This is a genomic window from Streptomyces sp. NPDC034670 (assembly GCF_055574875.1).
The window spans coordinates 30,465-43,393 of sequence record NZ_JBVITR010000029.1 but is presented as its reverse complement, the minus strand read 5'-3'; the positions used below and the strand labels follow the sequence as shown (position 1 = coordinate 43,393).

7 protein-coding genes are annotated in these 12,929 nt (G+C 74.2%); 6 read left to right on the top strand and 1 reads right to left on the bottom strand.

Annotated features, from left to right (window positions below; all coding sequences use genetic code 11):
• The first annotated feature begins 192 nt into the window (after positions 1–192).
• Together ACZ56B_RS19815 and hflX are read left to right on the top strand one after the other, a co-directional pair.
• Positions 193–2,373 (top strand): RelA/SpoT family protein, encoded by a 2,181-nt coding sequence (locus tag ACZ56B_RS19815; RefSeq protein WP_468791767.1) that lies wholly within the window; start codon positions 193–195, stop codon positions 2,371–2,373.
• 621 nt (positions 2,374–2,994) lie between these two features.
• Positions 2,995–4,488 (top strand): GTPase HflX, encoded by a 1,494-nt coding sequence (hflX, locus tag ACZ56B_RS19810; protein WP_468791764.1) that lies wholly within the window; start codon positions 2,995–2,997, stop codon positions 4,486–4,488.
• Positions 4,489–4,728: 240 nt separating this feature from the next.
• On the opposite strand, the gene ACZ56B_RS19805 is transcribed toward hflX, so the two are convergent.
• Entirely contained in the window at positions 4,729–5,946 is a 1,218-nt protein-coding gene (locus ACZ56B_RS19805) for a trypsin-like serine peptidase (RefSeq protein WP_468791761.1), read from the bottom strand.
• Positions 5,947–6,235: 289 nt separating this feature from the next.
• Between ACZ56B_RS19805 and ACZ56B_RS19800 the strand changes: the two genes are divergently transcribed.
• The 4 genes from ACZ56B_RS19800 (at position 6,236) to ACZ56B_RS19785 (ending at position 12,834) form a co-directional block, all read left to right on the top strand.
• Positions 6,236–7,705: an aminotransferase class III-fold pyridoxal phosphate-dependent enzyme gene (locus tag ACZ56B_RS19800; RefSeq protein ID WP_468791758.1), complete on the top strand. Its 1,470-nt coding sequence runs from the start codon at positions 6,236–6,238 to the stop codon at positions 7,703–7,705.
• A 140-nt stretch (positions 7,706–7,845) separates the two neighbouring features.
• Positions 7,846–9,987 carry an IucA/IucC family protein gene (locus ACZ56B_RS19795; protein WP_468791755.1) on the top strand — a complete coding sequence of 714 codons (2,142 nt, stop codon included), beginning with the start codon at positions 7,846–7,848 and terminating at the stop codon, positions 9,985–9,987.
• On the top strand, positions 9,882–10,628 hold the full coding sequence (locus ACZ56B_RS19790; protein WP_468791752.1) for a GNAT family N-acetyltransferase: 747 nt from the start codon (positions 9,882–9,884) through the stop codon (positions 10,626–10,628). Before ACZ56B_RS19795 ends, ACZ56B_RS19790 begins: the two co-directional genes overlap by 106 nt.
• 220 nt (positions 10,629–10,848) lie before the next feature.
• Complete coding sequence (locus tag ACZ56B_RS19785) at positions 10,849–12,834, top strand: ATP-dependent DNA helicase (protein ID WP_468791749.1); 1,986 nt, start codon at positions 10,849–10,851, stop codon at positions 12,832–12,834.
• Positions 12,835–12,929 lie beyond the last annotated feature (95 nt).

Genomic DNA, 12,929 nt, shown 5'->3' with positions numbered 1-12,929 from the left:
CGTGAAACCGCCCCGGGAGGGGCCTTCGCTCGAAAGAGTGATCCGTTTCACGCTGGGCGAGAGGCGGTCGGCCGCACCCGGTCGGGATCGGTAGCATCAAGCACCGGCCCGGACGGGGAGGCGAACGCCGCCTCCGAGCCCGAGTCCGCCCTGGGGCACACCGTCCGCCGGTCCACGCAGTCGGAGGTGCCCATGAACGCGGAGGCCGCCAACCCTGCGACCCCGGGCCCCGTGACATCTGATCACGTCACCCCCGCGGGGCCGCGCAGAAGGGCCCGCCCCCGGCTCGACCTGCGCCGCCTGGGACGCGCGGCGCTGCTCGGCCCCGCCGCCCGCGACCGGCTCCCCGACGCCATCGGCCACGTGGTCGACGCCCACCGCGCGCACCACCCCGACGCCGACCTCGAACCCCTGCGCCGGGCCTACCTCCTGGCCGAGTCCTCCCACCGCGGCCAGATGCGCAAGAGCGGGGAGCCGTACATCACCCACCCGCTCGCCGTGACCCTGATCCTCGCCGAACTCGGCGCGGAGACCACGACCCTGACGGCCTCCCTGCTCCACGACACCGTCGAGGACACGGAGGTGACGCTCGACCAGGTGCGGGAGCAGTTCGGCGAGGAGGTCCGCTACCTCGTCGACGGCGTCACCAAACTGGAGAAGGTCGACTACGGGGCCGCCGCCGAACCCGAGACCTTCCGCAAGATGCTCGTCGCCACCGGCAACGACGTCCGCGTGATGTCGATCAAACTCGCGGACCGCCTGCACAACATGCGCACCCTCGGAGTGATGCGCCCCGAGAAGCAGGAGCGCATCGCCAAGGTGACCCGGGACGTCCTGATCCCCCTCGCCGAGCGCCTCGGGGTCCAGGCGCTCAAGACGGAACTGGAGGACCTGGTCTTCGCGATCCTCCACCCCGGGGAGTACGCGCACACACGGGAGCTGGTCGCCCGCAACGCCGCCCGCGCGGACGACCCGCTCGCCGAGGTCGCCGACGACGTGCGCACGGTGCTCCGCGAGGCCGACATCCCCGCCGACGTCCTCATCCGCCCCCGCCACCTCGTCTCCGTCCACCGGGTCTCCCGCAAGCGCGGGCGGCTGCGCGGCGCCGACTTCGGCCGCCTGCTGGTGCTGGTGAACGAGGACGCCGACTGCTACGGCGTCCTCGGCGAGCTGCACACCTGCATGACGCCCGTGGTGTCGGAGTTCAAGGACTTCATCGCCGTACCGAAGTTCAACCTGTACCAGTCGCTGCACACCGCCGTGGCGCGCGAGGACGGCCAGGTCGTCGAAGTCCTCATCCGCACCCACCAGATGCACAAGGTCGCCGAGGCCGGGGTCGTCGCCCTCGGCAACCCCTACGCGGCCCCGGCGGAGGAACAGCCCGCGGGCGACGGCGAGCGCGCCGACCCCACCCGGCCCGGCTGGCTCTCGCGGCTGCTGGACTGGCAGCGGGCCGCGCCCGACCCCGACACCTTCTGGTCCACCCTCCGCGAGGACCTCGCCCAGGACCGCGAGATCACCGTCTTCCGCCCCGACGGCGGCACGCTCGGCCTGCCCGAGGGGGCGACCTGCGTGGACGCCGCGTACGCCCAGTACGGCGAGGACGCGCACGCGTGCATCGGCGCCCGGGTCAACGGCCGCCTGGCGACGCTGAGCACCGTGCTGAGGGACGGCGACACCGTCCAGCTCCTCATGGGCCAGGACCCCGCCTCGGAGCCCTCCAGGGAGTGGCTGGAGCACGCCCACACCCCCGCGGCCCGCATCGCCATCCAGCGGTGGCTGGCCGCCCACCCCGCGCAGGACGACGCACCCGCGGCGCAGGCCCCGACGCGATCCGCGACGGCCGCGCGGCCCACCGCCGGCGACCCCGCCGCCCCACAGGCCCCGCCGGCGCCGGCCGCGGCGCCCGGCCGTCCCGCCGCCGCCCAGGTCCTGGCCGACCGGCCCGGCGCGGCCGTGCGGCTCGCCCGCTGCTGCACGCCCGTGCCGCCCGACGAGGTGACCGGTTTCGCCGTGCGCGGGGGAGCCGTCACCGTGCACCGGGTCGAGTGCGCCGCGGTCGCGCGCATGAAGGACTCCGGGCGCGCGGAGGTCGGCGTGCGCTGGGGGGAGGGCGCCGAGTGCCGGGTCACGCTGGTCGCGGAATCGTTCGTCCGCCCCCACCTGCTCGCGGACCTCACCGAGGTCATGGCCCTCGAGGGCGCCGAGATCGTCTCCGCCACCGTCGAACCGCCGACCCGGCAGCAGGTGCGGCACACCTACACCGTGCAGCTGCCGGACGCCGCGGGGCTGCCCGCCCTCATGCGCGCGATGCGCAACGTGGCCGGCGTGTACGACGTGAGCCGGGCGCAGTCGCAGGCACCGGGCGCCTGACGCGTCCCGCCCGGGAGCGGGCGGCCGGCGCGGAGCCTCGCCCGGCCCGGCCGGACCCGGAGCGCGTCGTCCCCCGCTCGGCACTCGGACCCTGGCCGGCGAAGACCCCGGTCAGCTCGTGCTCCGGGTCCGGCGCCAGGAGACCGGCCGCACCGCCTCCGAGGGACCGGAGCGCACCCGGGTGACCCGCCACCGGGGCGGCACGGCCACGGCCGCCGGCCTCGCCCGGCTCGCCTCCGCCGGGCGCGCCCCGGCCCGCTTCCCGGACCCTCCGCTCCGCGGAGCCACGACCCCGCGGACGCCCGGGGACCCGCGGGGAAAGTCCACGGAGCGGTCCGCGACGCCCGCCCGCGGGCCGGGCGCGTCCGTACACCGACCGGGCGCCCCCGCGCATCGACCGGGCGGGGGCGGGGAATAACACGATGGCGAGACGGGTCGTGCCGTGCGACCATCGTCAGGTCCGCACGGCACGGGGCACGGGAATCTCCCGGGGCACCCGTGCGTTGAGGACAGTGACGGAACGGTCCCACGGACAGGTTCCCCCGGCCGGGCCCGGGGCCCGGCGGACAGCCGAAGCCCACTCCGTCGCCGCAGACGGTTTCCCATCGACGTAAGGACCCAATGACCTCCTCTTCTTCCCCTTCCCAGGACACCAAGCGCCTCGCGCACACCTACCCCGAGGGTCTTCGGGCCGATGCCCTGATGGAAGAGGACGTCGCCTGGAGCCTCGAGATCGACGGAGAGCGGGACGGCGACCAGTTCGACCGCTCCGAGCGCGCGGCCCTGCGCCGCGTCGTGGGCCTCTCCACCGAGCTCGAGGACGTCACCGAGGTCGAGTACCGGCAGCTCCGCCTGGAGCGGGTCGTGCTCGTCGGCGTGTGGACCTCGGGAACCGTGCAGGACGCGGAGAACTCCCTCGCGGAACTCGCCGCCCTCGCGGAGACGGCCGGCGCCCTCGTGCTCGACGGCGTGATCCAGCGCCGCGACAAGCCCGACGCGGCGACCTACATCGGATCCGGCAAGGCCGAGGAACTGCGCGACATCGTGCTCGAGACGGGCGCGGACACCGTCGTCTGCGACGGTGAGCTCAGCCCGGGCCAGCTGATCCACCTCGAGGACGTCGTCAAGGTCAAGGTCATCGACCGGACGGCCCTGATCCTGGACATCTTCGCCCAGCACGCCAAGTCCCGTGAGGGCAAGGCGCAGGTCTCGCTCGCACAGATGCAGTACATGCTGCCGCGGCTGCGCGGCTGGGGTCAGTCGCTGTCCCGGCAGATGGGCGGCGGCAAGGGCGGCGGCCTCGCCACCCGCGGTCCCGGTGAGACCAAGATCGAGACCGACCGGCGCCGGATCCGCGAGAAGATGGCGAAGATGCGCCGCGAGATCGCGGAGATGAAGACCGGCCGCGAGGTCAAGCGCCAGGAGCGCAGGCGCAACAAGGTGCCGTCCGTGGCCATCGCGGGCTACACCAACGCGGGCAAGTCCTCGCTGCTCAACCGCCTCACCGGCGCGGGCGTCCTGGTCGAGAACGCCCTGTTCGCGACCCTCGACCCGACCGTGCGCCGGGCCGAGACCCCGAGCGGACGGGTGTACACGCTGGCCGACACGGTCGGGTTCGTCCGGCACCTGCCGCACCACCTGGTCGAGGCCTTCCGCTCCACGATGGAGGAGGTCGGCGACTCCGACCTGATCCTGCACGTCGTGGACGGTTCCCACCCGAACCCGGAGGAGCAGCTGGCCGCCGTGCGCGAGGTGATCCGGGACGTCGGCGCCACCGACGTACCCGAGATCGTCGTGATCAACAAGGCCGACGCGGCCGACCCGCTCACCCTCCAGCGGCTGCTGCGGGTGGAGAAGCGGTCCCTCGCCGTCTCGGCCCGCACCGGTCAGAACATCGAGCAACTGCTGGCGTTCATCGACGCCGAGCTGCCCCGCCCCTCGGTGGAGATCGAGGCGCTGGTGCCGTACACCCACGGCAAGCTGATCGCCCGTGCCCACGACGAGGGCGAGGTGATCTCCGAGGAGTACACCCCGGAGGGCACCCTGCTCAAGGCGCGGGTGCACGAGGAACTGGCGGCGGACCTCACGCCGTACGTCCCGGCAGCGGCCGGCTGACCCCTCACCCGGTGCGAAGGCCCGTCCCCCGCCCACGGCGGGAGGCGGGCCTTCGGCGTACCCGGCTCACGACCACCGCGGGCCCCGCCCGCGCTCCGACGGAACGCGGATCCCCCGTCGCCGCTGCCGTCGGCGACCCGGGGGCGGTGGCGCCGGGTTTGCCGCCCGCCGCCTCCTGCCCGGGACCGCCGCGGTGTCCCTCCCCGGATGTCCGGCGGCACACGGGGAGGGACGGACCGGTCACTGCCCGGCGAACTTCTCGCTGACCGCGTCGTACACGCCCTTGGCCTCGTCACCCAGCCGCGGACCGGCCAGCCAGCCCGAGGTCACCGGGCCGATCGAGGTGTTGGACACCAGGACCGGCTCGCCGTCCGGACCCGTCGCGACCCAGCCACCACCGGACGAGCCGGCGGTCATGCTGCAGCCGATGCGGTACATCGTCGGGTCGGCCGCGTCGATGGACAGCCGGCCCGGCCGGTCCTGGCAGCGGTACAGCGTCTGGCCCTCGTACGGCGGAGCGGCCGGGTAGCCGATCGCGGTCACGTCCTTCATCCGCGGCACGGCGGGAGCGTCGAAGTCCACCGGCAGCGCCGCGCCGACCGTCTCCTCCAGCGACTTGCCGCCGCTGCCCTTCTCCGGCGTCACGTGGATGACGGCGAAGTCGTACGCGGCACCGTCACCGCCCGTCGAACCGCCCTGCTCGATCCACTGGTCCGAGGTCTGCGCCCAGTCGCCCCACCAGACGCCGTACGGGGCGATCTCCTCCTGGGTGGCGTTCTCGAGTTCCTTGGCCGACTTGCCCGAGTCGTTGTAGGACGGCACGAAGGCGATGTTGCGGTACCAACCGCCCTTCTTGCCGGCGTGCACGCAATGACCGGCCGTCCAGACCATGTTGGACTTGCCGGGGTTGGCCGGGTCCTGCACCACCGTCGCGGAGCAGACCATCGTGCCCTCGGGGGAGTCGAAGAAGACCTTGCCGGCCGTGGGGGCGTTGGCGTGGTAGGACGGCGGGACGGTCTGCGCCCGCACCGGCCTCGGTGTCGGGTCCGTCACACCCCGGTCACCGGAGATGTCGCTCTCGTCGACCTCCTGGTCCGGCTCCTCGGCGTCCCGCATGCGGTCCGGGTCCCACAGGTCCTCGATGATCGGGTTGACGAACTCGTTGGCCTCGCGCAGCCAGTCGTCCTTGCTCCAGTCCTTCCACGCGCCGTCCCGCCACTTGTCGATGTCGATCCCGTGCTCCTTGAGCCGGTCCTTGAGGTCGTCCGGGATCTTGAGCCTGCCGTCGGCGGCGGTCGCGGAGGCGTCGGCGCCCCCCGCGTCGGCGCCCCCCGCGTCACAGGCGGTGGCGGTGAGCGCGAGCGCCGAGGCGAGCGCGACGGCGGTCAGGACGGGGGAGGTTCCGCGCCGTGCCCTCCCCTCGCGCCGAGCGGTGGACGACGGCCGTATGGAACGCATATCTGACTCCCCCTGAGGTGGACGAACGTGGTGCTCCGGCCGTGCGCGCACCTGAACCCACGCGCAGTTCACAGGCGTTCTCACGGCCTCCGGGAACGGCACCACACACTATGCGCTCGCGGTGGGGGACACCCGACGGAACAGCAACGGTTCCGTCACGGCAGGGATCTCGGGGCAACCCGTAACCCGGGGGGCGGTCCGGGGTTGGTAGCGGTGGGACCCGCCGTCCGCGCGGTGTCCCCGCACCCGTGCCCGTGGCCGGCGAGAGCGCAGTGGAGGACGGAGGACGGTGGTGGAATTCACACACGAGGGACGGGGAACGGCGGGCCCGGCCGACCGGCCCGTGCGGGAGCCCGCGGCCCGCACCTGCGCCCGTGCCCTGCCGGTCGTGCCGGTGAGAGCGCGCGGAATGACCATCGAGGGAGCGGACGGACGGCGCTATCTCGACTGCCTCTCCGGCGCCGGAACGCTCGCCCTCGGGCACAACCACCCCGTCGTGCTCGAGGCGATCCGCAAGGTCATCGACTCGGGCGCACCGCTCCACGTCCCCGACCTGGCGACCCCGGTGAAGGACGCCTTCGTCGCCGAGCTGTTCCGCACACTGCCCCCGGGCCTCGCCGACCGCGCACACGTGCGTTTCTGCGCACCGGACGGCACCGACGCCGTGGCGACGGTCCTCCGGCTCGTCCGCGCCGCGACCGGTCGCGCCGGTGTGCTCGCGTTCACCGGTGCCCACCGGACGCCGGGCGGCGGCTCCCCGGACGCGGTCCGCGCCGCTTCCTCCGATGCGCGGATCACCCTGCTGCCCTACCCGCAGGACTACCGCTGCCCCTTCGAGGGCGGAGGCGAGCACGGAGCCGAACCGGCCGCCCGCCGGGTCGAGGCCGTCCTCGGCGGTCCCGCCACCGGCGTACCGCTTCCCGCCGGGGTGATCGTCGAGCCCGTGCAGGACGACGGCGGAGTGCTTCCGGCACCGGACGCCTGGCTGCGGCGCATACGACGTCTGACGGCCGACCGGTCCGTTCCGCTGATCGTCGACGAGACCCTGACGGGGGCCGGGCGGACCGGCGCCTTCTGGGCGGTGGAGCACAGCGGGGTCACACCCGATGCGATGGTGCTGCCCGCCGCCGTCGGAGGCGGCCTGCCGCTGGCCGTCGTGGTCCACCGGGACGACCTCGACGTCCGTGTCCCCGGCACCCGCACCGGCACGTTCCCCGGCAACCAGCTCGCCATGGCCGCGGGCACGGCGACCCTCGGCCACATCCGGGAGAACGGCCTCGCCGGCCGCGCGGCCGCGCTGGGTACCCGCATGCTGGACCGGCTCCGGGCACTCGCGGGTGAGCTCGACTGCGTGGGGGAGGTGCGGGGGCGGGGGCTGATGATCGGGATCGAGCTGGTGGATCCGGAGGGCGAGGACGACGGGAACCGCGGCACCACCGGCCCGGGGCCGGCCAGGACGCCGGACGCCGCGGGAGGGAGCCGGCCCCGCCCCGCCGCGCCCGGACTCGCGGCCGCCGTGCAACGGGAGTGCCTGCGGCGCGGCCTGATCATCGACCTGAGCGGCCCCCGCGCGAGCGTCGTACGGCTGCTCCCGCCGCTGACGACCACGGACGAACAGGCGGGTGTGGTGCTCGACCGACTTGCCGACGCGCTCCGGGCGGCGGCACGCGACCGCTTCGCCCACCGCCGGGCGGAACCGCCCCGCCGCCCGCACCGCGAGCCCCGTCGCCCCGCAGGCCGCACCGGGCCGACGGGATGACGTGACCGCGGCGCACGAGCGCCCCGCTGCCCCTCCCGGCGGACGTCCGGGCGACGGGCCCTCACCCGCAGGGTGAGCACGGCCGACACCGCCCCCGGACCGACACCGCACGACCACGAGCCATTCCACGAGGACCCGCCGTGCACCCGACCCCCGCTCCCGACGACCGCACCCTGGGACAGCCGTGCGGCCCGAGCACCGACGACACCCGGTCCGCTGCCGGGCGGACCCGCACCGCGGTACCGCGCCAGGGGAGGGAGTCGCCGGGCGACGGGCTGCTCCGGGACCCCGGCACGGATCCCCTGGAGCACCCCGACCCGCACAGGGCGGCCCAGGCCGCGGCGGTGGAGAACCTGCTGCGCTGCTGGGTACGCGAGACCGGCCTGCCCGCTCCGGACGGCGGCGTGCTGCGCGTCCCCCTGCCGGCCGGCGGCACCTGCCTGCTCGTCCCCGTCCTGTACTGGTCGCCGACGGGCTGGCACCGCTTCGGCCCGCCCCGCCTGGACCACGCCCCGCACTCCGCCCCGCCGGTCGACGCCGTCCTCCTCGCCGCTCTTCTGGGCAGGGAGAGCGCCGGCATCCGGGGGCCGGGCCCGGCCGGCCCGCGGCCCGAGCGCCTGCCCGACACGCCGCGCTCCACCGGCACGCCCACCGGCCCGACGGCCGGCCCGACCGCTGCGGACCCGGCGTCCCCCGTCCCCGGGCCCCTCCTCCCCGCCCCCGTCCCCGCCTCCGGGGCCGGGCTTCCCCGGGCCCTGGCTCCCGAGGCCGGCGACGCCACCGACCTCGCCGCGTGCGTCGCCGATTCCCTCCGGCGCACCGGCGCCTTCCTCGCCGCCCGGCGGAAGGACCCGGCCGACGCCCCCGATCTCTTCCTCGCGGCGGAACAGGCCCTCCTCCTCGGCCATCCGCTGCACCCGGCCCCGAAGAGCCGCGAGGGCCTCTCCGACACCGAGGCACGGCTGTACTCGCCCGAGTCGCGCGGCTCCTTCCCCCTCCACTGGATGGCTGTCGCCCCCTCCCTGCTCGCCACCGACTCCGCCTGGACCGAGCGCGGACGCCGGATTCCCGCGACCCGCCTCGCCGCACGTCTCGCCGGAACCGGACTGCCGTTGCCGGACGGATACGCGGCTCTCCCCGTACACCCCTGGCAACTGCGCGAGATCCGGCACCGTGCCGGGACCGCCGCCCTGCTGGACGCCGGGCTGCTCCGCGACCTCGGCAGCCACGGCCCGCCCTGGCACCCCACCTCCTCCGTGCGCACCGTTCACCGGAGCGACGCCCCCGCCATGCTCAAGCTCTCGCTGGGCCTGCGCATCACCAACTCCCGCAGGGAGAACCTCCGCAAGGAACTCCACCGCGGTGTCGAGGTCCACCGCCTGCTGCGCACCGGGCTGTCCCGGCAGTGGCGGGCCGCGCACCCGGACTTCGACGTCGTCCGCGACCCGGCCTGGCTCGCCGTGGACGGGCCGGCCGGTGACCCCGTGCCCGGGCTGGACGTGGTGATCCGGCACAACCCGTTCCGGCCCCACCACGACGTCGCCTGTGTCGCCGGACTGGTCTCGCCGCGCCCGTACCCGCGACCGGGCACGGAGACCGCTCCCACGGCGCGTTCCGCCACCCGCGCCGCCCGGGACCGCGCGGGCACGCGTGCCCCGGTCATGGGCTCCCGGCTGGCGGAACTCGTCACACGTCTCACCGCTCGTACGGGACGCTCCCGCGGTGCCGTCGCCACCGAGTGGTTCCTGCGGTACCTCGAGCACGTGGTGCGGCCCGTCCTGTGGCTCGACGGAGAGGCCGGCGTCGCCCTGGAAGCGCACCAGCAGAACACCCTGCTCCTGCTGGACGCCGACGGCTGGCCCGCGGGCGGGCGCTACCGGGACAACCAGGGCTACTACTTCCGTGAGTCCCGCCGTGCGGAACTCGACGCCCGGCTGCCCGGCATCGGTGAGCACAGCGACACCTTCGTCTCCGACGAGGTGACCGACGAACGGTTCGCGTACTACCTGGCCGTCAACAACGTGTTCGGTCTCGTCGGGGCCTTCGGCTCCCAGCGTCTCGCCGACGAACGGCTGCTGCTCGCCGCCTTCCGCCACTTCCTCGCCGGGGTCTCCTCCGGCCCGGCACGCACGCGGAGCCCGCTGCCCGCCCGCCTGCTGGACTCACCCGTCCTGCGGTGCAAGGCCAACATGCTGACCCGGCTGCACGGCCTCGACGAACTCGTCGGCCCGGTCGACACCCAGTCCGTCTACGTCACCATCGCCAACCCCCTGCACTCCTGATGGCCCACCCGTTCCCCGACACGACCGCCATCGGCGGTCCCGCGGCCCCCCCGGACCGGGCCCGCCCCCGCGACCTGCTCGACCGCATCGGTGACTGGGGTCCGGTCCGCACTCCCGCAGGCCTGTTCCGGCTCGTCCCCGTACGCGTCGAACGCGACCTGCCGCTCCTCGCACGGTGGATGAACGACCCCGTCGTCGCCGCGTTCTGGGAACTGTCCGGACCGCCGGCCGTGACGGCGGACCACGTGCGGGCCCAACTCGCGGGCGACGGACGCAGCGTTCCGTGCGTCGGCGTGCTGGACGGCACGCCGATGAGCTACTGGGAGATCTACCGGGCGGATCTCGACCCGTTGGCCCGCCACTATCCGGCCCGGCCCCACGACACCGGGATCCACCTCCTCATCGGCGCCGACGCTGACCGGGGGCGGGGCCTGGGCGGCACGCTGCTCAGAGCCGTCGCCGATCTCGTCCTCGACAGACGTCCCGCCTCCGCACGCGTCGTCGCGGAGCCCGACCTTCGCAACGTCCCCTCCGTCACCGCCTTCCTGCGCGCCGGTTTCCGCTTCTGCGCCGAGCTCGACCTGCCCGGCAAGCGGGCCGCCCTCATGGTGCGGGAGCGGTCCCTGCGTCATCTCCTGTAGCGCTCCGTCACAGCGCTCTCACCTGTGGTACACCGTTCACGCCGTACCGGCTCCCTCCGCACCGCGGCGGCCTCTCCGGTGCCGGTGCCCGCCGGCGTGCCGGCACCGGGCCACCACCGGTGACCGCCGCCCCGATCCGAGGAGTCCCCGTCTTGGCCGCACCCCCCGACCTCAGCGTGATCGCCCGAATGTCGGTGCCGGGCCGTAGGGTGGTCGCGCTATGACGAAGCCCTCACTCCCCGAACTCCTGCACGCTGCCGTCGCCGCCGTCGGCGGCACGGAGCGCCCCGGCCAGGTGGCCATGGCCGAAGCCGTCGCCGAGGCGATCGACGACGGCTCCCACCTGCTGGTCCAAGCCGGCACCGGCACCGGAAAGTCGCTGGGCTACCTGGTGCCCGCGCTCGCGCACGGGGAGAGAGTCGTCGTGGCGACGGCCACCCTGGCCCTGCAGCGCCAGCTCGTGGAGCGTGATCTGCCGCGCACGGTCGAGGCGTTGCACCCCCTGCTGCGCCGCCGCCCCGAGTTCGCGATGCTCAAGGGCAGGTCCAACTACCTGTGTCTGCACCGTCTTCACGAGGGAGTGCCGCAGGACGAGGAGGAGGGCCTCTTCGACCAGTTCGAGGCGGCCGCGCCCAGCAGCAAGCTGGGCCAGGACCTGCTGCGTCTGCGCGACTGGTCGGACGAGACGGAGACCGGCGACCGGGACGACCTCACGCCCGGCGTGTCCGACCGGGCCTGGTCCCAGGTGTCGGTGTCGTCGCGGGAGTGCCTGGGCGCCGCGAAGTGCGCCTACGGCGCCGAGTGCTTCGCCGAGATGGCCCGTGAGCGCGCCAAGCTGGCCGAGGTCGTCGTCACCAACCACGCCCTGCTCGCCATCGACGCCATCGAGGGCGCGCCGGTCCTCCCGCAGCACGAGGTGCTGATCGTCGACGAGGCCCACGAGCTGGTCTCCCGGGTCACCGGAGTCGCCACCGGGGAGCTCACCCCGGGGCAGGTCAACCGCGCGGTGCGCCGTGCCGCCAAGCTCGTCGACGAGAAGGCCGCCGACCAGCTCCAGACCGCCGCCGAAGGCTTCGAACGGCTGATGGAGCTGGCGCTTCCGGGCCGGCTGGAGGAGATTCCGGAGGACCTCGGATACGCCCTCATGGCGCTGCGCGACGCCTGCCGGACCGTGATCTCCGCCATCGGGAACACCCGCGACAAGTCCGTCCAGGACGAGGACGCGGTCCGCAAGCAGGCGCTGGCCTCCGTGGAGAACGTCCACGACGTGGCGGAACGGATCACGAACGGCTCCGAGTGGGACGTCGTCTGGTACGAGCGCCACGAACGGTTCGGCGCCTCCCTGCGCGTCGCCCCCATGTCCGTCTCGGGCCTGCTGCGGGAGAAGCTCTTCGCCGACCGCTGCGTCGTCCTGACGTCCGCGACCCTGAAACTGGGGGGCGACTTCAACGGCGTGGGGGCCTCTTTGGGCCTCGGTCCCGAAGGCGCCGAAGGCGAGGACCTCCCTCCGTGGAAGGGCGTCGACGTCGGCTCGCCGTTCGATTACCCCAGACAGGGCATCCTGTACGTCGCCAGGCACCTGGCCCGCCCGGCCCGTGACGGCGACCGCGCGGACATGCTCGACGAACTCACCGAGCTGATCCAGGCGGCGGGCGGTCGCACCCTGGGGCTGTTCTCCTCGATGCGGGCCGCCCAGCTCGCCGCCGAGGAACTGCGCTCCCGGATCCCCGAGTTCCCGATCCTCCTGCAGGGTGAGGAGACGCTCGGGGAACTGATCAAGAACTTCGCGGCCGACCCCAGGACCTGCCTCTTCGGCACGCTGTCGCTCTGGCAGGGCGTCGACGTACCGGGGCCGAGCTGCCAGCTGGTCGTCATGGACAAGATCCCGTTCCCGCGCCCGGACGACCCCTTGATGAGCGCCCGGCAGAAGGCCGTGGAGGAGGCGGGCGGCAACGGCTTCATGGCGGTCGCCGCCACCCACGCGGCGCTGCTCATGGCGCAGGGAGCCGGCCGTCTCGTCCGGGCGTCGGGGGACCGGGGTGTGGTGGCCGTGCTGGACCAGCGGCTGGCGACGGCTCGTTACGGCAGTTACCTCAAGGCTTCGCTGCCCGACTTCTGGTACACCACGGACCGCAACCAGGTCAGGAAGTCGCTGGCCGCGATCGACGCGGCGGCGAAGCAGGCCGAAGCCGAGGCGGAAGCGTAGGAAGAGCGGGGTGGGGGGGGGGGGGGGGGGGGCACCCCCCAGAGGGCGGGGGGCCTCGCTCGCCCCCGGACGGCGGTTTTTCCCCGGAAGGGGAG